Origin of the sequence: Bradyrhizobium sp. Cp5.3, from assembly GCF_000426265.1 — a bacterium.
GTDB classification, from domain to species: domain Bacteria; phylum Pseudomonadota; class Alphaproteobacteria; order Rhizobiales; family Xanthobacteraceae; genus Bradyrhizobium; species Bradyrhizobium neotropicale.
In genome coordinates this window covers 219024-239028 of sequence record NZ_AUFA01000002.1, presented here as the reverse complement: position 1 = coordinate 239028, position 20005 = coordinate 219024, and the positions used below count along the sequence as shown (strand labels likewise).

Genomic DNA, 20005 nt, shown 5'->3' with positions numbered 1-20005 from the left:
CGCTGCGCTCGCAATGACGACACCAAGACCGGGCATAGGAGTAAAATAATTGTCTCAAGACCTGATCCGCGAAACCGCATGCGCCGTCGTCGACAAGCTGCGTTCGGGCGATGTCACGCCGCTCGAGCTGCTTGATGTGCTGGAGAAGCACATTGCGGAGGTCGACGGCAAGGTCAACGCGCTGCCGACGCTGTGCTTCGATCGCGCGCGGGATAGCGCGAAAGCACTGATGCAGAAGCCGGCCGGCGCGCGCGGGCTGCTGGCTGGCCTTCCGGTGCCAATCAAGGACCTGACGGACGTTGCCGGCGTGTTGAACACGCAGGGCTCGCCGATCTTCAAGGACAACGTTCCGGCAAAGTCGGACCTCATGGTCGAGAACCTTGAGGCCAACGGCGCGGTCGTCTACGCGAAATCCAACACGCCGGAATTCGGCGCCGGCGCCAACACCTTCAACGAGGTGTTCGGCGCAACGCTCAATCCCTGGGATACGACAAAGTCGGCTGCAGGCTCCTCCGGCGGCGCGGCGGTGGCGCTTGCCACCGGCATGGCCTGGCTCGCGCAAGGGTCGGACATGGGCGGCAGCTTGCGGAGCCCCGCGAGCTTCTGCGGCATCGTCGGCATGCGGCCGAGCATCGGCCGCGTTGCGCACACGCCGAAATCGGCGATCGACCGCAATCTCGGCGTCCAGGGCCCAATGGCCCGCAATGTCGAGGACCTTGCGTTACTGCTCGATGCCATGAGCGGCGATTATGCATCCGATCCGCTGTCGCTGCCTGCGCCGGCGACCTCGTTCCAGTCAGCCGCACGCTCGGGCAAAAAGCCGAAGCGGATCGCCTATTCGCCCGATCTCGGCATCACGCCGGTCGATCCCGAGGTCAAGGCGATCACGCGCAAGGCGGCAGAGCGCTTTGCCGAAGCGGGCGCCATCGTCGAGGAGGCGCATCCGGACTGGCGCGAGGCGCATGAATGCTTTCACGTGCTGCGCGCCTTCGACTTCGCGATCAGCAAGGCGCAATTGTTGCGGACCAAGCGCGACCTGCTCAAACCCGAGGTGATCTGGAACATCGAGGAAGGCCTCAAGCTTACGGTCGATCAGCTAGCGCGCGCCGAGGCGCAACGTGTCGGAATGACCGCGCGCGCGGTCGAATTCTTTGGAAACTACGACCTGCTGCTGGTCCCGACGACGATCGTGCCACCCTTCCCGGTCGAGAACCGCTACGTCGCCGAATGCGCCGGCAAGAGGTTCGACAACTACATCGAATGGCTGGGCATCGTCTACGCGATCACGCTCGCCTGCTGTCCCTCGCTGTCGCTACCCTGCGGCTTCACCGCCTCAGGCCTGCCGGTCGGCGTCCAGGTGGTCGGCGCCCCGCGTGGCGATGCGCAGGTGCTCGCAGGCGCGAAAGTGCTCGAGGATGTTCTGGGTCTGCGCGGCACGACGCCGATCGATCCGCGAGTGAAGGCGTGACGCGGTCTGCACCGGGGGGAGCTTTAGCTGTCCCTCCGGTGCCGGCATTCTTGCCCTTGGATCGATCTGGATAACCCCTTGCGGAATCCGATAGGTCGCGAGGCGAGCCGCTGACGTTCGACGCCTTGGTCAGATCCTAGTCGTTCGCTTTCGGTCCGCCGTGATACTGATGCGCATCGTACCCGGAGTCCTCCCCCATTGGAGCGGCAAAGCCGAGGGAGTCCGGATGGACTTCCGATACCCGCATGGTGGCTTCCGAAGCCATGTGTGGATGGTGCATTGCGTCGCGAGCAGCGGCGGCGGAGCAAAGCGCGACCAGCATGGCCGACGCTACGAGAACGGACCTGATCATGATTCCATGTGCCTCTTGTTGAGTACCACCAGCAAACTGCAGATGGATTTGGCAGCGTAGGATTGCCAGTCTGAGTCCAGGCCCGCTTTATAGGTGCGGCATAAGCATTCCGCATTCCAGCATAGACTGTCTCTGATCCGCGCCTTCCTTATCGCAAGCGCGTGTACCGGCGCCCGCGACGAGGCGCAGCCTGTGCGGCCTTCTCCCAAAGCGAGGGAGGAAGGCAGGTCACCTCGATGCGGTATGCGCCTCCAGGCTGCGGCTGTAGCGCGACATCGCGAAGCAGAAGGCGAAATAGATCGCGGCGACGAAGATGTAGACCTCGACCGAAAACTGCTGCCAGGCCGGATCGATGATCGCGGTCTTGGCGGTCGTGAGCAGGTCGAAGATGCCGATGATCAGGACGAGGCTGGTGTCCTTGAAGAAGGCGATGAAGGTGTTGACCAGCGGCGGGATGACGTGGCGGATCGCCTGCGGCAGGATGATCAGCCGGTTCTTTCGCCAGTAGGACAGCCCCAGCGCGTCGGCGGCCTCATATTGTCCGCGCGGCACGGCCTGCAGGCCGCCGCGGACGACTTCGGCGAGATAGGCACCAGCGAACAGGATGATCGCGATCTGCGCGCGCAGCAGCTTGTCGATGTTGAAGCCGCCGGGCATGAACAACGGGAACATCACGCTCGCCATGAAGAGCAGGCTCACCAGCGGCACGCCGCGAATCAGCTCCACATAGAGCACGCAGAGCGAACGGATCGCCGGCAGCTTTGAACGCCGGCCGAGCGCGACCAGGATGCCGAGCGGGAAGCCGAAAGCGAGACCGAAGGTGGCGAGGATCAGTGTCACCGGCAATCCGCCCCAGCGATCCTGCGAAACGTACGACAGGCCCAGCACGCCGCCCCACATCAGCACGCTGATCAGCGCCAGCGCACCGATCCAGAGATAGATCAGCTCGCGCCGCCACCAGGCGCGGCGGGTGGAGAGATAGAACAGCGCTATGAACAGGAGCACCGACAGCGCCGGCCGCCACTGCTCGTCGAACGGATAGGTGCCGAACAGGATGAAGCGGTATTTTTCGGGAATGATCGCCCAGCAGGCGCCGACGCCGCGCACGGCGCGACAGGCGCTGGAGTCGTTCACCGGCGTCAGCCAGACCGCGTTGGCGATGCCCCATTGCACGAAACTGACGATGCCCTTGGCGAGTATCGCCAGCAGCACCAGCGAGATGATCGCGTTGGGAATCGACGAGAACAGGTTGGTGCGCAGCCAGCGCAGCACCGGATTGCCCATTTGCGGGCGACGGGCGGCGCGCGGTGCGTCGGGAATGTCGGTGATCACCGTCATGATCAGCGCTCCACCAGCGCGATGCGCGCGTTGTACCAGTTCATGAAGAAGCTGATGCCGAGGCTGATGGTGAGGAACACGGCCATGATCAGCGCGATCGCCTCGATCGCCTGCCCGGTCTGATTCAGCGTGGTGTTGGCGACCGAGACCACATCCTGGTAGCCGATCGCAACTGCGAGCGAGGAGTTCTTGGTGAGATTGAGATACTGGCTCGTCATCGGCGGTACGATCACGCGCAGCGCCTGCGGCAGGATGATCTGCCGCAGCATGAAGCTGCGGCGCAGGCCGAGTGCATTGGCAGCGTCCCACTGCCCGCGCGGCACGGACTGGATGCCGCTTCGCACGATCTCGGCGATGAAGGCCGAAGTGTAAGTCACGAGCGCGATCAGCAAGGCAAAATATTCCGGCGCGAGCGTCAGCCCGCCGACGAAGTTGAAGCCGCGCAGCTCGGGCCATTCGATTTTCCAGGACACGCCGAGCAGCACGGAGACCAGCGCCGGCAGCACCACGATGAGGCCGAGCGCGATGGGCCATGCCTTGCGCGGCTTGCCGTCCTGCATCTGCTGCGCGATTTGCCAGCGCCGGATGAGATAGAACACGACAAGGCCCAGCGCTGCAGTGCCGAGCACCCAGAGCTGTGGCGTCCCGATCGGGATCGACGGCAGGATCAGCCCGCGATTGGACAGGAACACGCCGTCGACCGGCCGCCACGCCAGGCGCGCGGCCGGCAACGCCTGCATCAGCACGTACCAGAACAAGAGCTGAAGCAGCAGCGGGATGTCGCGCAGCACTTCGACGTAGACGGCGGCAAGCCGCGACAACAGCCAATTGGCAGAAAGTCGCGAGATGCCGATCAACGTGCCCAGAATGGTTGCGAGCACGATGCCGATCACGGCGACGCGCAAGGTGTTGGTGACGCCGACGACGAAGGCCCAGAGGTAGGTGTCCTTCGGGCTGTACGACAGCAGGCTGTCGGCGATGGGCATGCCGGCTTCGCGGCCGAGGAAGGCAAAGCCGGTCGTGATGCGGCGGGCGGAGAGATTGGTAACGGTGTTGGACCAGAGGAAAGCGACGACCGCGACCGCAATCCCGACGACAAGCACCTGCCAGAACAGGCCTTTTAGCTCGCGGGGGCCCCATGCGCCGAACAAGCTGCGGCGCGGCGGCGGCCTGGGATGATCGGTTGTCACGGCACAAAAATCCTTCGTCAGAGGCGGCGATTTCCGGCAGCGTGCGTCAACTGTTGCACCAATCGGCAATTCGTGCAACAAATGTTTCATGGCCGAGCCCGCGAAATCCTCGCCCTTGAGCGAACTCTGCAGTGCATTGCCATCGCTCCCCCTGCGGCTGCAGGAGGTCGGGCGGTTCGTTGCGGCCAATGATTACGACGCCACCACCCGTTCGATGCGCGACCTCGCCGCGGAAGCCGGCGCCGATCCGGCCGCGTTCACGCGCCTTGCGAAGGCGATCGGCTACTCCGGCTGGGACGAATTGCGCGCGGCGCTGACGGAGGCGCGACGGCCGTCGCAGACCTCGCCGTTCTCCGGCCGTGCCAAGAGCCGCCGCCATGGCCCCAATGCCGATGTCGCGCTCGTCACCGAGAAGCTCGAGGCCGAGGCCGCGGGCCTGCCGCGCATCCCGGCCCAGTCGATCGCGGATGCCGCCCGCGCCCTGCATAGCGCGAAGCGGATCTGGATCGCCGGCTACCGCAGCTGCCGCAGCGTTGCGGAATTGCTGAATTACGAGCTCCGGCTGTTCCGGCCCGACCAGGTGCAGATCGTCGGCGGCTCCGGCCCCGATGATCTCGATCTCGGCGCGTTCCGTCCCGGCGAAGCGGTCATCGTCATCGGCTTTCTGCCGTACACGCACGCGAGCGTCCGCGTGGCGCAGGCCGCCTATCACGCCGGCGCGACGCTGATCGCGATTGCGGATAGCGTCGCTGCGCCGATGGCCGAAGGCGCCAATCACGTGCTGCTGTTCGAGGCGGATTCCCCGCCCGGCTTCTTTCCGAGCCTGACCGGCGCCATCGCGATTGCACAGTCGCTGGCGGCGGTGACGTTCTCGCTCGGCGGCTCGGCCGCGAAGAAGCGCCTCCAGGACACCGAGGCGCGGCTGGCCGCAGCCTCCACCTACGTCTCAGAGAAAGGTTGATCCATGGCCGCTCGCACCACACGCGTGCTGCACCGCTCATTGCGTGAAACGCCGCCCAAGGCGATCGGCGGCGAAGGCGTCTATCTCTTTGCCGAGGACGGCAGCCGCGTGATCGACGCCTCCGGAGGCGCGGCGGTCTCCTGCCTCGGCCACCAACACCCGCGCGTGATCGCGGCAATGGCGAAACAAGCTTCGACCCTGGCCTATGCCCACACCGCCTTCTTCTCGTCCCAGCCGGCGGAAGCGCTCGCCGAGATGCTGGTCGGCCACGAGCCCGGCGGTCTTGCCTACGCTTATTTCGTCAGCGGCGGATCGGAGGCGATCGAAGCCAGCATCAAGCTGGCGCGGCAGTATTTCATCGAGCGCGGCGAGCCGCAGCGGCAGCATTTCATCGCGCGGCGGCAGAGCTATCATGGCAACACGCTCGGAGCCCTTGCCGCCGGCGGCAATGCCTGGCGGCGCGCGCCCTATGCGCCCCTGCTCTCGGCCGCGTTCAGCCATGTGACGCCGGCCTTTGCCTATCACGAGAAGCGCGACGGCGAGTCGGATGCGCAGTTCGTGGCGCGGCTTGCCGCCGAGTTAGAGGCCGAGTTTCAGCGGCTCGGGCCCGACACCGTCGCGGCGTTTCTTGCCGAGCCGGTCGTCGGCGCGACCGCGGGCGCGGTGACGGCGCCGGATGGCTACTTCAAGGCAATGCGCGAAATCTGCGACCGGCACGGCGCGCTGCTCATCCTCGACGAGGTCATGAGTGGCATGGGTCGTACCGGCACCACGCATGCCTGGGAACAGGAAGGCGTCGCGCCGGACATCCAGGCGATTGCAAAGGGGCTCGGTGGCGGCTACCAGCCGATCGGTGCGATGCTCGCAAGCGGCACGATCATCGACACGATTCGTGCGGGAAGCGGTGCCTTCCAGCACGGCCATACCTACCTTGCGCATCCCCTCGCCTGTGCGGCAGCGCTGGCGGTGCAGCAGGTGATCCGCGAGGATCGCCTGCTCGACCGCGTCAAGGAGCGCGGCAAGCAGCTCGAGCAGCGCCTCATCGACCGCTTCGGCAATCATCGCCATGTCGGCGATATCAGAGGCCGCGGCCTGTTCTGGGCGATCGAGCTCGTGACCGATCGCGCCAGCCGCACCTCGTTCGATCCCGCGCTCAAGCTGCACCAGAAGATCAAGGCGGAGGCCTTTGCCAACGGGCTGGGCTGCTATCCCGGCGGCGGCACCGTGGATGGCGTCCGTGGCGACCACGTGCTACTGGCGCCGCCCTACATCGCCTCGGCGGCGGAGATCGACCTGATCGTCGACAAGCTCGGCACGGCCGTCGACAACGTCTTGCGTAGTGTCAATCACTGAGGGGAGAGTAGAATGATGAGGAAAGTGGTTATCGCCGCGGGTCTATTCGCGGCTTCGACGGCGATGGGGTCGGCTGCAACGCTCGACACGGTCAAGAGCCGCGGCACGCTGGTATGCGGTGTCAGCGCCGGCTTTGCCGGCTTCTCCGCGCCTGACTCGCAAGGCAATTACAAGGGCCTCGACGTCGATTATTGCCGCGCGCTCGCAGCCGGCGTACTCGGTGATCCCAACAAGGTCCGCTACGTCGCGCTGACCGCGCAGAACCGCTTCACCGCTCTGCAATCGGGCGAGATCGACGTGCTCTATCGGAACTCGACGCAGACATATCTGCGTGGCGTCACGCTGGGCCTGCGGCAAGGTCCGATCAACTTCTACGACGGCCAGGGCTTTGTCGTGAAGAAGGACCTCGGCGTGAAGGAACTGAAGGATCTGAAGGGCGCCACCGTCTGCGTCGCGCAGGGCACCACCCATGAGGTCACGCTCGGCGACTACGGCCGCGCCAACGGCATCGACTGGAAGCCGCTGGTGTTCGACCGCGTCGACACCATGTATCAGACCTTCTTCGGCGGCCGCTGCGATGCCATGACCCAGGACGCCTCCGCGCTCGCCGGCGCGGTGACGACCGCAGCGCCGAACCCGGCCGACTATATCGTGCTGCCGCAGACCATCAGCAAGGAGCCGCTCGGGCCCTTCACCCGCAACGGCGACGAGGTCTGGAGCGACATCATCACCTGGCTGCACTACGGACTGATCGAGGCCGAGGAGCTCGGCGTGACGCAGGCCAACGTCGATGAGATGACGAAGTCGACCACGCCCGCGATCCAGCGGCTGCTCGGCACCTCCGGCGATCTCGGCTCGCGGCTGGGGGTGGACAACAAATGGCTGGTCGTGGCGATCAAGGCCGGCGGCAATTACGGCGAGATCTATGAGCGCAACGTCGGCAAGGCGAGCCCGCTGAAGCTCGAGCGCGGCCTCAACGGCCTCTGGAGCAAGGGCGGCTTGATGTACGCGGTGCCGTTCAAGTAAAGGCTGGCGCGCTTTCACCTCTCCCCGTTCGCGGGGAGAGGTCGACCGCGAAGCGGTCGGGTGAGGGGGAGCGTCCGCGAGTCCAACTCTCACCTTCTTTGCGGATAGAGCCCCTCCCCCGTAAGAACGGGGAGAGAGAGAAGAGATATCGATGCGCATCGCCCTCATCCACGCACTCAAGCATTCCATCGCGCCGATCGAAGCTGCGTTCGCAAAGGCCTGGCCAGAGGCGCGGCTGATGAACCTGCTCGATGACAGCCTGTCAGCGGATCTGGCGCGTGACGGCGCACTCAACGATGCCATGACCGAGCGCTTCCTTGCGCTCGGCGATTATGCAGCGGCGACAGGGGCGAACGCGATCCTGTTCACCTGCTCGGCCTTCGGCCCCTGCATCGAGGCGGTTGCCCGCGCACATGCGCCCATGCCAGTGCTGAAGCCGAACGAAGCGATGATCGAGCAGGCGGTGATGATGGGCAAGCGGATCGGCCTGCTCGCGACCTTCCCGCCGACGCTGGCCTCGATGCCATCGGAGTTTCCGGCCTCCGTCCAGGTCGTGCCGAGACTTGCCGAGGGGGCACTGGCCGCGCTCGACCGCGGCGACCGCGCCGAGCACGACCGGCTGATCGCCGAGGCCTCGCGCGACTTGTGCGACTGCGACGTCGTCGCTCTCGCCCAGTTCAGCATTGCCGCGATAGCGCCGCTGGTCTCGCAGACGACAGGCCGCCCCGTTGTGACCACGCCGGACAGCGCGGTCGAGAAACTGATGAAATTGCTTGGGGCGAACGCTTAAGCGTTGGCCTTGCCCCGACGCTGCGCGTCCCCGATCGCGGCCGCCAGCGCTGTCTTCGTCTCGTTGACGAAATCCTCGACCAGCTCCTCGCGCGTGGCATGCGCGGCCTCGCCCGTGAACAGACCCTGCTCGGCCAGCATCACCACGCCATGCAGCGCCGCCCAGATCTTGAGCGCCTGCCGCTCGCGCAAATAGCCCACTGCCGGCGCTTCCAGGGCTTCGATCACCAGCGCGAAAGTCTCGCGGGTGGCCTCATGCAGCTCGCTGCCCTTTGCGGCGCAAGACACCGTGCGCGAGGCGAACATCAAACGATAGATGCCGTTGCGGCGCAGACCGAAATCGAGCGTCGCCTGCGCCAGCCGCGACAGCTTCGACTGTTTCGATGGCTTCGCCATCGCCTCGCGCAGCACGACGGTGAGCTGCCGGAACGCCTCCGCCGTCACCGCGGCGAGCAGCGCCTCGCGATCGGAAAAATGCCGATACGGCGCCGGCTGCGAAACGCCGAGCTGCTTTGCGAGGGCCTTGATGCTGATCGCCTCCGCCCCGCCCCGCTCCGCCTCGCGTAGCGCAGCTTTGATCAGGGCATCACGGAGATCGCCGTGATGATAGGCGTTCTGCGGCTTGCGGGCGAGTTGTGACGGCATCTTGACGCGAAACCTATAAGTTTGCGCTTGACAGGGGAAGCCCATCGCGAATGTAATATACTATAACTTCAATCAGCGGCGAATGCCGTCGATAAAATCAAACATGAGGAAACGCGCCCGGCCTTTTTTGGGCCCGCGCCCACGACCGAGGACGCCAATGGCAGAGCGACTCAAGGTTCACGTCGATCCCGACAAATGTCAGGGCCATGCGCGTTGCAAGGCGCTGGCGCCGGAATTGTTCGAGCTCGACGAATACGGCAACGCCCACGAGGCCGGAGATGGCACCGTCCCGGCCGGCCTGGAAGACAAGGCCTGGCTTGCCAAATCCAACTGCCCGGAAATCGCGATCGACGTAATCGAGGAATAGCGCGCCTTTCGCGACGCGCGCCCATTCAGCGAAAACCAGCGTGAGGATTCCCTGAGATGTCCGACGTCAGCCAACCTGCCGCCCATCCGCCCGTCACCGACTGGCTCAACGATTTCGACCACACCGATCCGCAATGGACGGAAGATCCCTTCCCGATCTGGGACGAGTTGCGCGCCGCAAGCCCGGTGGTGCATACCGAGCGTTTCCTCGGCTGCTACCTGCCGACGACGTACGAGGCGGTACGAGCGATCGCCAACGATCCCGAGCACTTCTCGTCGCGCCGCATCATCGTCCGCGACGCGCGGCCGGAAATAACCAAGAGCGCCGCACCCCCGATCACCTCCGATCCGCCCGTGCACAAGCCGGCCAAGCAATTGCTGCTGCCGCCGTTCACGCCGGACGCGATGAAGAAGCTCGAGCCGCGGGTCCGCGCCATCTGCAACGAGCTGATCGACGGCTTCGTCACCGAGAAGCAGGTGGACGCTGCGGCGCGCTACACCAAGCACATCCCAGTGCGGGCAATCGCCCACATGCTTGGCATTCCCGAAAGCGACAGCGACCTCTTCATCAACTGGATCCACATGATCCTGGAGCTCGGCATCAAGGACGAGAACATGCTGCTCCAGGCCGTCCACGAGATGAGCGACTATTTCAGCGCGCATATCGAGGAGCGCAGATCGAGGCCGACCGATGATCTCATTTCCTATCTGATGAACGCCCGGGGCAAGGACGGCCAGCCGCTCGAGGAAGAGCACGTGCTGGGCTCGCTGCGCCTACTGCTGATCGCCGGCATCGACACCACCTGGAGCGCGATCGGCTCCTCGCTCTGGCATCTCGCCCACACGCCAGCCGATCGCGAGCGCCTGGTCGCCGAGCCGGAACTGATACCGACGGCCGTCGAAGAATTCCTGCGCGCCTATTCTCCGGTGACGATGGCACGCGAGGTGGTCAAGGAGACCACGGTCTCGGGCTGCCCGGTGAAGCCGGGCAACATGGTGCTGCTGTCCTTCCCCGCAGCCAACCGCGATCCCAAGATGTTTCCGGACGCTGACAAAGTCGTGATCGACCGTCGGGAAAACCGCCACGCCGCGTTCGGCCTCGGCATCCATCGCTGCGTCGGTTCCAACCTGGCGCGGATGGAGATGCAGGTTGCGCTGGAGGAATGGCTGAAACGGATTCCAGACTTCGCCCTCGACCCGGCAGGCTCCGTGACCTGGTCGCAGGGGACGGTGAGAGGCCCCCGCCAGTTGCCATTTCTGCTCGGAAAGACGATGTAGGCCTCTCCAAAAGCAAAAGCGGAGAGGCCGGATATGACAGAGCAAGCAATCAAACCGGCCTCCGAGCAATTTGACATCGCCGACGCCGAGCGGCGGATCAAGGCGATCTTCATCGGCTCGATCGGCAATCTCGTCGAATGGTATGATTTTTACGCCTATACGGCGTTCGCCCTGTATTTCGCGCCGGCCTTCTTCCCCGGCAACGATCCCGTCGTCCAGCAATTGAACGCAGCCGTCGTGTTCGCGGCGACCTTCCTGATGCGCCCCTTGGGCGGCTGGTTCTTCGGCTACCTCGCCGACCATTTCGGCCGGCGCATTTCGCTGACGCTGTCGGTCGTCTTCATGTGCTTCGGCTCGCTGATCATCGCGTTGACGCCGACCTATGCCACGATCGGCTTTGCCGCCCCGGTGATCCTGGCGCTGGCCCGCGTGATCGAGGGCCTGAGCCTCGGCGGCGAATACGGCGCCAGCGCAACTTACCTGAGCGAGGTCGCCGATCCCAAACGTCGCGGCTTTTATTCAAGCTTTCAATACGTCACGCTGATCGGCGGCCAGCTCACCGCGATCATCGTGCTGCTCCTGCTGCAAAAGGTCTTCCTCACCCCGGAAGAGCTGAAGGCCTGGGGCTGGCGCATCCCGTTTGCGATTGGCGCGGCGCTCGCGATCTTCGCCGCGGTGATGCGGCGCGGCCTGCACGAGACCGAGGCGTTCGAGGAAGCCAAGAAGGTGGTGAAGCCGACCGGTTCGATCACCAACCTGCTGCGATATCCGCGCGAGCTGTTGCTGGTGATGGGCCTGACCGCCGGCGGCACCGCGGCGTTCTACACCTTCACCACCTACATGCAGACCTTCGTCAAGCTCTCGGTCGGATTGACCGAGGACCAGACAACCTTCGTGATCTTCGGCACCCTGATCTTCGCGACCATCCTGCAGCCAATCTATGGCGCGATCTCCGACAAGATCGGACGCAAGCCGCTCCTGATCTTCTTCGGCGTCGCCGGCACGCTCGCGACCGTTCCGCTGCTGATGACGCTGAAGGAGGCCAAATCGCCGTTCATGGCCTTTATCCTGATCTGCGCCGCCTGGCTGTTCGTGGCTGGCTACACCTCGATCAACGCGGTGGTGAAGGCCGAGCTGTTCCCGACCAATGTCCGCGCCCTCGGCGTCGGCCTGCCCTATGCGATCACGGTGTCGATCTTCGGCGGCACGGCGCCGGCGATCGCGCTCTATTTCAAGACCATCGGGCACGAGGAATGGTTCTACTTCTACCTCAGCGGCATCATCTGCATCTCGCTGATCATCTATGCTACGATGCGCGACACCAAGCATGCCTCCGCGATGCATCGCCACGAGTAGCCCAGTCACGAGTAACCAATGGCCGACGACAACGAGCCGCCGCCCGACAGCAAGCTGACGCGCACCAAGGAGAAATGGGCGCGCGAGGGCCGCTTCCTCACCGGCAGGATGACCCGCCCGGAGGACCAGCGCCTGCCTCCTGGCCAGCACCTCACCAGGGACTGGCCGGTGCTCGACCTCGGCCTTTCACCGGAGATCTCGCGCGAGCGCTGGCGGCTCGACGTCTATGGCGCGGTCGACAACCCCGTGTTCTGGACCTTTGCGGAATTCGCCGCCCAAAGACAGGCGCAGTTCACCTCCGACATCCACTGCGTCACGACCTGGTCCCGCTACGACAATCAGTGGGAAGGCCTCGCAACGCGCGAGCTGCTCGACATCTGCCAACCGCGCGCTGATGCACGCTTCGTGGTGCTGCATTCCTATGACGGCTACACCACCAATCTCGCACTCGAGGATTTTGCAGCCGAGGATGCTTTGCTCGCCCATACCTGGTCGGGCGAGCCTCTGACGGACGAGCACGGCGGCCCGGTGCGGCTGGTCGTGCCGCATCTCTATTTCTGGAAGAGCGCGAAATGGCTCCAGGCCATCGAATTCCTGACCGAGGACGCGCCCGGCTTCTGGGAAGTCCGCGGCTACCATAACCGCGGCGATCCCTGGGCCGAACAGCGCTATTCGAGCGATTAGAGTTCACGAAGAACGGGGGAGAGCCCATGGCTACGGAACGCTTCCAATTCCAGGGCGAAGGCGGCCATCAGCTTGCGGCCGCGCTGGAGCTGCCGGACGGCGAGCCGGCGGCCTACGCGCTGTTCGCGCATTGCTTCACCTGCGGCAAGGATACGCTGGCAGCCAAGCGCATCTCGGTCTCGCTCGCGGCCAAGGGCATCGCGGTGCTGCGCTTCGACTTCACCGGCCTCGGCTCCAGCGAGGGCGACTTCGCCAATTCGACGTTCTCCTCCAACGTCGCCGATCTCGTCCATGCCGCCGACCACCTGCGCGAGACCCGCAAGGCGCCGTCGATGCTGATCGGACACAGCCTCGGCGGCGCCGCGATCCTGGCGGCGGCAGGCAAAATTCCGGAGGCCAAGGCCGTCGCGACCATCGCCGCCCCCTCCGATCCTGCGCACGTCACCGGCCTGTTCAAGGATCATGTCGACGCGATCCGCGCGCAGGGCGAGGTCGAAGTGTCGCTCGCAGGGCGCCCGTTCCGGATCAAGCGCGAATTCCTCGACGACATCGTCGAGCAAGAGCTGATGAAGGACATCACCGGCCTGCACAAGGCGCTGCTGGTGATGCATTCGCCGGTCGACGACACCGTCGGCATCGACAATGCGACCAAGATATTCATCTCGGCAAAGCACCCCAAGAGTTTCGTCTCGCTCGATCATGCCGATCATCTGCTCACAAAGCCCGCGGACGCACTCTATACGGCCGACGTGATCACAGCTTGGGCGAGCCGCTACATCGACACGGCCAAGCCTGCAAAGGCGATGGATCTCGCCGAGGCGCCGCGCCAGGTGGTGGTGCAGGAGACGCGCAAAAGCAAGTTCAACCAGACCATTTCGGTCGGACCACATCGCCTGGTGGCGGACGAGCCGGTTGCTGCAGGCGGCGAGGATGCCGGCCCCGGGCCCTACGATTTCCTGCTGGCCGGACTTGGCGCTTGCACCTCCATGACGATGCGGCTCTATGCCGACCGCAAGTCGCTGCCGCTCGACCGTGTCACCGTCACGCTGAAGCATTCCAAGATCTACGCAAAGGACTGCGCAGAGTGCGAGACGCGCGACGGCATGCTCGACCAGATCGATCGCGTGATTGCGATGGAAGGCACGCTCGACGTCGAGCAGCGCAAGAAGCTGATGGAGATCGCCGACAAGTGTCCGGTGCACCGGACCCTGACCTCGGAGATCCGTATCGTGACGAAGGCTGCGGAGTGAGGTAACCACTCTAGAAGCAGGACGCCATCGTCCGCACGGCCGCGCTGATCTCGCTCTCGCGCCATGCCGCGAAGCCGAGCAATAGGCCGTGGTCGCGCGGTCGGCCGAGCGAGAGGCTGGACAGAGCTCGCGTCTCGACCCCGGCCTCGACCAGCCGTTTGACCGCCGTACGATCTGCGCTGCCGCGCTTGAGGCGCGCAATGAGCTGGATGCCGCCTGAGGGCGCCTCGACCTCGAGAAAATCGCCGAGGCGGCGTTCCATCTCGCCGACGAGGTGATCGCGCCGCGCATGGTAGAGCCGGCGCATCCGGCGCAGATGCGCGAGGAAGTGCCCGTCGGCGATGAACTCCGCCAGCGCTTCCTGGATGTTGCTGGCTGCGATCAGTCCGATGTGCCGCTGCGCGATCCCCAGCGTATCGCGAAGGGCCGGCGGCGCGACGAGGTATCCGAGGCGGATATCTGAGGTCATCACTTTCGAGAAGGTGCCGACGTAGAACACGCGGCCGAGCGTATCGAGCCCCTGCAAGGACGGCACCGGCCGACTGTCATAGTGGAACTCGCCGTCGTAATCGTCCTCGATGATCCAGGTCTTGCCCGGCCGGCATGCAGCGAGAAATTCGCTGCGACGGGCAAGCGACATCAATCGACCCGTCGGATGCTGGTGCGACGGCGTCATGAAGATGAGCTTTGGCGCGGCCGTTCCAACCACCCGCTGCATGCCCTGCTCATCCAGCCCGAGGCCGATCACGCGCGCACCGGAAGCGCGGAAGGCGGCCGCAGCGCCGGGATAGCCGGGATCTTCGACCCAAACCTCGTCACCGGGCGTGATGAGGGTAGCTGCAATCAAGGTCAACGCAGCCTGCGCGCTCGGCAGAATCATGATCTGCTCCGCTGCCGCGCGCACGCCCCTGTTGGTCGCGAGGTAGTGCGCCAGCGCCTCGCGCAGGCGCGGCCGGTTCACCGGTCCGAGTTCACGTTTCCCCGCACGCACGGCACTGCGGCGCAGGCAGCGCGCCCAGATCTCGTTCGGAAACTCTCGGGCATCCGCATGGCCAGGCCTCAAGGGGCGGAGCGGCGCCAGATACGACATCGGCCAATCCGTCTCGCGCAGCTTCGAGGCCCAGGGCGAGAGCCGGGGCTTGCCAGGCTGCACGCGCGACGCGGCAGCGCCAACTCGCTCGATGCGTTCGGCGCCATCGATCATCGCAACCGGACGTCGCCCGTGGGACATCTCCAGATATCCCTCGGCAGCGAGCTGCTCGAACGCAAAGCTGACGGTGTTGCGCGACACACCGAGATCGCTTGCTAGCCGGCGGCTCGACGGCAGCACACGGCCCTTGCCGAGCCGGCCGCTCGCAATGAGACGCCGGAGCTGGCTCGTCAATTGCGCCACCAGCCCATCGTCGCCGGATCGCTCCAGCACGATCAGCCCGGAGATCATCGCATCGGAAACTGGCACCTTGTTTCTTTCCAATCTGGCACTTTTTTTGGTGCCAATTGCGATGCTATCTGCCGGACGACGCCGCTTCAAGGATCTTGCAATGAACGCCTCCCTGTCACCTCGCGCGGCCATCGGCCTGTTCCTGATCGTCGTCCTGGCCTGGGGCGTGAACTGGTCGGTGACCAAGCAGCTGGTACAGTTCGTGCCGCCGCTGTGGAGCGCGGCGATCCGGAGCTGGATCGCGCTCGTCGGCCTGTTCGTGATCCTGCGCGCGAGCGACAACCTCGTCATTCCGGAACGTCACGACGTGCCCGTGATCTTGAGCGTCGCGCTGCTGCACATGACATTGTTCTCGACGCTGACCGCCGCTGGCCTGCGCTTCATTCCCGCCAGCAAGGGCATCGTGCTCGGCTATACGACTCCGCTCTGGGTCGCGCTCGCGGCGCCGCTGCTCGGGAAGGACGCGCTGACCGCACCGAAGCTCGGCGGCGCACTCCTCGGACTTGCCGGCCTCGCCGTGATCCTGAACCCGTCCTCGATCGACTGGACCAACGTCAATGTCGTGCTCGGCGCCGGCATGGTGATCCTCGCGGCCATTTGCTGGGCCGCGAACATCATCTATCTGCGCTCGCATCGCTGGATCGCGTCCCCGCTCCAGCTCCTGATCTGGCAAGTGCTCGTGGCGACGGTGGTGCTGACGATCACGGCGACGATCACGGACGGACTGCCGCACGTCGAATGGTCATCGCGGCTCGTGCTACTGTTCCTGTATTCGGGCCTGATCGGAACGGTGCTGGCCTATTGGGCGATGTCGATGGTCAACAAGAGCATCTCGGCCCTGACCACGTCGCTCGGCACCACAGGAACGCCGATTGTCGGCATCGCCAGCGCCGCGATCCTGCTCGGCGAACCTATCGACATCAGCCTTGCCGTCGCGGCCGCGTTGATCGTCGCTGGCATCGGCGTTGCCACGCTGGCCGACCGCCCTCTGCGCGGTCAGGCCACCGCGAGAGGCTGAACGCGCAGCGCGCCGCGCAGGCCTACGGCGGTGCCGAGCAGGATGCCGGCGACTGCGACGAATGAGGCCAGCGCGAGGGTCGACAAGCCAGTGAGCCCCTGCCCGATCGAGCAGCCGAACGCCATCACCCCGCCGATGCCCATCAGCGCCGCGCCGCTGCCCGAGCGCAACATCTGGCGCGGCGAGGAATAGCCTTCGAGCTTGAAGCGGCCGCTAGCAAGCGCCGTTGCGAGGCTGCCGGCGAACACGCCGGCAACGGTTGCGATGCCGAAGTTCGGCGTCAGGCCCGTCGAGAGCATCGCGTATTGCAGCGCATCCGCGATCGGCGCGATGAAGGTGAGCGAGGTGACCGGAACCGGATTGAAATCATCGGCGCCGAGATAGCCGGTGACGAACCAGCCGCCGGCAACGAGGAGACCGACAATGATGCCGGCCGCGATCTGCCCCGGCGAACGCCGAAAACCGGCGTGGGCGAAAGCAAAGAGCATCAGGGCGACGACGATTGTCGCGGCAGCCAGCGTGCGCGAAATGGTTTCGCCGAGACCAAGCGTTGCCAGCAACGACGGCAGCGAGTTTGAGTTCGCGGACGCCTGCGAGACCTGAACGAGCGCGATTCGCGCCGGCGCGATCAGTCCCTTGAGCGTCATCTGGGCGGCAATGCCGAGCACGATGACGACGACGAAGGAGCGGAGATTGCCGCGACCGAGCAGCACAAGTGCGCGCGAACCGCAGCCGTTCGACAGCACCATGCCATAGCCAAACAGGAGGCCACCGAGGAACAGCACTGGCGCTGAGAACGTCGGTTGCAGATAGATCGATTTGCCGAGATCGACCGTGCCGCCGCCGGCGAGGATCTGGCTTGCGGCGATTGCGACCGCGACCGCCAGCGCATAGGTGCGCACCAGCCGCCCATCTCCCTCCGCGAACCAGCCGCGCATGCTGCTCATCAGGCAAAAGCCGCTGAGCAGGCCGACGGCGCCGTAGATCAGGCCGATGGCGAGGCCGGCAAAGATGACGAGTTGAGCGGACGATTCCATAGCTACGGCTTCAGGATCACGCGATCGCGCGAGGAACCGGCGACAGCCGTATACGCCTCCTTGGCGCTCTCTAGCGGATAGATCGCACTCGCCTTGATCGGGAACGGTTTCAGGTGCCCGCTCGCAAAGCCGGGGCCGAGGTCGCGCAGCACCGCGCCGGTTGCCGCCGACGACAGGCCGAGCGTGTCGATGCCGACATAGGTGTGCTGTCCCCGGTAGAATTCGAGGATGTTGAACTGCACGATGCGGTCGATCGCCGCAATGAGGATCTGGCGACCGCGAAGAGCGAGCGATTTGTGCGCGGCCTGAAAATAGGGATCGCCGACGGTGTTGAAGACGATATCGGCGCCCTTGCCACCGGTCACTTCGCGCACGCGCGCGGCGACATCGGTGGCGGAGGCATCGATCACCTCGGTGGGCGCGTTGGTGTGGCCCTCATAGGCCTCCGCCTTGCGCACCACGCCGATAACGCGCGCGTCCTGCCAGGTCGCGATCTGCACCGCCGCCTGGCCGACCTTGCCGTTGACGCCGAACACGAGCACGGTCTCGCCGCTCTTCGGCACCCCCGCGCGACGAAAGCCCTCCATGGCAGTGACAAAGGGCACGCCGATACCGGCGGCCTCCTCCCAGGAGACGGACTTCGGTTTCTCCACCACCGCATCAGCTTCGACGATGAGATGGGTGGCGTGGGTGCCGTCGCGGCGAATGCCGAGATCGCCGGAGGAACCGAACACCTCGCGGCCGATCGTGCCGGCCGGACCATCGATCACCACGCCTGCGTAGTCACGGCCGGGAGTGCGCGGGAACACGGCGTAGGGCATCAGGCCGGTCGCAGCCTTTACATCGGACGGGTTGACGGCAGCGGCCTTGACCTCAATCAGCACGTCGTCTGCGCCACGAGCCAGCGTATGGCGCTCGACGACCGGCGCGAGCGCGGCAGAGTTCTCGGCCTTGGCATTGAGGCGCACACAGCGCGCCTCGACGGCTCTGGTATCGGCTGATGACATCGAAAAACCCACGATTTCTCGCGGGCCTTGTCGCCTTCCGCGACCGCCAAGTCAACCGCCGCGGGGTGCCCTGCCCCATGTCACAAGGGGCCAGAGCTAGTCCTTCGGCCGCTTGTCGTAGACCCGCCTGGCCTTGCCGAGCGAGCGCTCCAGCGTGGCCGGCGCGACCGCCTGCACCTTCGCCGTGACGCCGATGGTGTTCTTGATGTGAGTCGAGATGCGATCGGCATGGTCGACGAGACCCCGGCCGTCCCAGTATTCGGACCGCGCCTCCGCAATAATCGTCAGCTCGTCCATGCGGCCTTCGCGGGTCAGTTCGAGGATGAAGTGGCCGCCACACCAATCGGTCGCGAGCAGCAGCTCTTCGATCTGGGTTGGGAACAGGTTGACGCCGCGCAGGATGATCATGTCGTCCGAGCGGCCTGTCACCTTCTCCATTCGCCGCATGCCAGGGCGCGCCGTGCCCGGCAACAGCCGCGTCAAATCGCGGGTGCGATAGCGGATCACCGGGAATGCTTCCTTGGTCAGCGAGGTGAAGACCAGTTCGCCCTTCGCGCCGTCCGGCAGCACCGCACCGGTCTCGGGATCAATCACCTCGGGATAGAAGTGGTCCTCCCAGATGTGCAGGCCATCCTTGGTTTCGATGCACTCCTGCGCGACGCCGGGGCCGATCACCTCGGAAAGCCCATAGATGTCGGTCGCATCCATGTCGAAGGCTTCTTCGATCTCGCCGCGCATCGCATTGGTCCAGGGCTCGGCGCCGAAGATGCCGACCTTGAGCGAACACTGGCGCGGATCGAGCTTCTGGCGCTTGAACTCGTCGAGGATCGCCAGCATGTAGCTCGGCGTCACCGTGATGATGTCGGGGCGGAAATCGTTGATGAGCTGCACCTGCCGCTCGGTCATGCCGCCGGAGATCGGCACCACGGTACAGCCGAGCTTTTCCGCGCCATAATGCACGCCGAGCCCGCCGGTGAAGAGGCCGTAGCCATAGGCATTATGGATGATCATGCCGCTGCGGCCGCCGGCGGCGCGGATCGAGCGCGCCATCACCTCCGACCAGGTCTCGATATCGCGCTGGGTGTAACCAACGACGATCGGCTTGCCGGTCGTGCCGGATGACGCATGCACGCGCACCAGCTTTTCGCGGGGAACGGCGAACATGTTGAAGGGGTAGTTGTCGCGCAGGTCCGTCTTCACCGTAAAGGGGAACTTTGCGAGATCGGACAAGGCGCGGAAGTCGGAATGATGCACGCCGGCCTTGTCGAAAGCTTTGCGGTAATGCGCGACGTTGTCGTAGGCGTGCTTCAGCGACCAGGCCAGGCGCTGCATCTGCAACGCCATGATCTCGTCGCGCGACGCGCGCTCATGCGCGTCCATCTCCGGACTATAGGTGCTGCCACCTTCCTTGAGCCTGGTCAGAGCCATCCTCGTTTCCCCACATTG

At 65.1% G+C, this 20005-nt stretch carries 18 protein-coding genes; 11 read left to right on the top strand and 7 right to left on the bottom strand.

Going from position 1 to position 20005, the window contains the following annotated elements; translation table 11 throughout:
• Positions 1-49: 49 nt before the first annotated feature.
• Positions 50-1468, top strand: coding sequence for an amidase (locus K289_RS0104150; RefSeq protein WP_027550327.1), 1419 nt, complete (start codon positions 50-52; stop codon positions 1466-1468).
• A gap of 580 nt (positions 1469-2048) precedes the next feature.
• Here K289_RS0104150 and K289_RS0104140 read toward each other — a convergent pair.
• The gene (locus K289_RS0104140; protein ID WP_027550325.1) at positions 2049-3158 is read right to left on the bottom strand and encodes an amino acid ABC transporter permease; all 1110 of its coding nucleotides are present in this window, start codon (positions 3156-3158) and stop codon (positions 2049-2051) included.
• Between the two features lie 2 nt (positions 3159-3160).
• Positions 3161-4348 carry an amino acid ABC transporter permease gene (locus K289_RS0104135; RefSeq protein WP_027550324.1) on the bottom strand — a complete coding sequence of 396 codons (1188 nt, stop codon included), beginning with the start codon at positions 4346-4348 and terminating at the stop codon, positions 3161-3163.
• A gap of 88 nt (positions 4349-4436) precedes the next feature.
• Between K289_RS0104135 and K289_RS0104130 the strand changes: the two genes are divergently transcribed.
• From K289_RS0104130 to K289_RS0104115, 4 genes are all read left to right on the top strand, one after another.
• Positions 4437-5309, top strand: a complete 873-nt coding sequence (locus K289_RS0104130; protein WP_027550323.1) for a MurR/RpiR family transcriptional regulator — start codon at positions 4437-4439, stop codon at positions 5307-5309.
• A gap of 3 nt (positions 5310-5312) precedes the next feature.
• Entirely contained in the window at positions 5313-6662 is a 1350-nt protein-coding gene (locus K289_RS0104125) for an aspartate aminotransferase family protein (protein ID WP_027550322.1), read from the top strand.
• Between the two features lie 12 nt (positions 6663-6674).
• Positions 6675-7688 carry an amino acid ABC transporter substrate-binding protein gene (locus K289_RS0104120; RefSeq protein ID WP_027550321.1) on the top strand — a complete coding sequence of 338 codons (1014 nt, stop codon included), beginning with the start codon at positions 6675-6677 and terminating at the stop codon, positions 7686-7688.
• 151 nt (positions 7689-7839) lie between these two features.
• Positions 7840-8478 (top strand): aspartate/glutamate racemase family protein, encoded by a 639-nt coding sequence (locus K289_RS0104115; protein ID WP_027550320.1) that lies wholly within the window; start codon positions 7840-7842, stop codon positions 8476-8478.
• Here K289_RS0104115 and K289_RS0104110 read toward each other — a convergent pair.
• On the bottom strand, positions 8475-9122 hold the full coding sequence (locus K289_RS0104110) for a TetR/AcrR family transcriptional regulator (RefSeq protein ID WP_027550319.1): 648 nt from the start codon (positions 9120-9122) through the stop codon (positions 8475-8477). The genes K289_RS0104115 and K289_RS0104110 overlap by 4 nt on opposite strands.
• Before the next feature lie 157 nt (positions 9123-9279).
• On the opposite strand from K289_RS0104110, the gene K289_RS0104105 reads away from it, so the two are divergent.
• Genes K289_RS0104105 through K289_RS0104085 form a run of 5 tightly spaced genes read left to right on the top strand, consistent with a single transcriptional unit; the run spans position 9280 to position 14056 of the window.
• The gene (locus K289_RS0104105; protein WP_027550318.1) at positions 9280-9489 is read left to right on the top strand and encodes a ferredoxin; all 210 of its coding nucleotides are present in this window, start codon (positions 9280-9282) and stop codon (positions 9487-9489) included.
• A 56-nt stretch (positions 9490-9545) separates the two neighbouring features.
• On the top strand, positions 9546-10766 hold the full coding sequence (locus K289_RS0104100) for a cytochrome P450 (protein WP_027550317.1): 1221 nt from the start codon (positions 9546-9548) through the stop codon (positions 10764-10766).
• A 33-nt stretch (positions 10767-10799) separates the two neighbouring features.
• Positions 10800-12122, top strand: coding sequence for an MFS transporter (locus tag K289_RS0104095; protein ID WP_027550316.1), 1323 nt, complete (start codon positions 10800-10802; stop codon positions 12120-12122).
• Positions 12123-12140: 18 nt separating this feature from the next.
• Positions 12141-12806 carry a sulfite oxidase-like oxidoreductase gene (locus tag K289_RS0104090; RefSeq protein WP_027550315.1) on the top strand — a complete coding sequence of 222 codons (666 nt, stop codon included), beginning with the start codon at positions 12141-12143 and terminating at the stop codon, positions 12804-12806.
• 26 nt (positions 12807-12832) lie between these two features.
• Positions 12833-14056, top strand: coding sequence for a bifunctional alpha/beta hydrolase/OsmC family protein (locus tag K289_RS0104085; RefSeq protein WP_027550314.1), 1224 nt, complete (start codon positions 12833-12835; stop codon positions 14054-14056).
• 10 nt (positions 14057-14066) lie between these two features.
• Here the strand turns inward: K289_RS0104085 and K289_RS0104080 are convergent, their stop codons facing one another.
• Positions 14067-15497, bottom strand: coding sequence for a PLP-dependent aminotransferase family protein (locus K289_RS0104080; RefSeq protein WP_198024660.1), 1431 nt, complete (start codon positions 15495-15497; stop codon positions 14067-14069).
• Positions 15498-15597: 100 nt separating this feature from the next.
• On the opposite strand from K289_RS0104080, the gene K289_RS0104075 reads away from it, so the two are divergent.
• Entirely contained in the window at positions 15598-16515 is a 918-nt protein-coding gene (locus K289_RS0104075) for a DMT family transporter (RefSeq protein ID WP_027550312.1), read from the top strand.
• Here K289_RS0104075 and K289_RS0104070 read toward each other — a convergent pair.
• The 3 genes from K289_RS0104070 to paaK form a co-directional block, all read right to left on the bottom strand.
• Positions 16494-17552: a YeeE/YedE family protein gene (locus tag K289_RS0104070; protein ID WP_027550311.1), complete on the bottom strand. Its 1059-nt coding sequence runs from the start codon at positions 17550-17552 to the stop codon at positions 16494-16496. The two genes, K289_RS0104075 and K289_RS0104070, sit on opposite strands and share 22 nt — an antisense overlap.
• Positions 17553-17554: 2 nt before the next feature.
• Entirely contained in the window at positions 17555-18559 is a 1005-nt protein-coding gene (locus tag K289_RS0104065) for a zinc-binding alcohol dehydrogenase family protein (protein ID WP_027550310.1), read from the bottom strand.
• 96 nt (positions 18560-18655) lie between these two features.
• Positions 18656-19987, bottom strand: coding sequence for a phenylacetate--CoA ligase PaaK (gene paaK, locus K289_RS0104060; RefSeq protein ID WP_027550309.1), 1332 nt, complete (start codon positions 19985-19987; stop codon positions 18656-18658).
• Positions 19988-20005 lie beyond the last annotated feature (18 nt).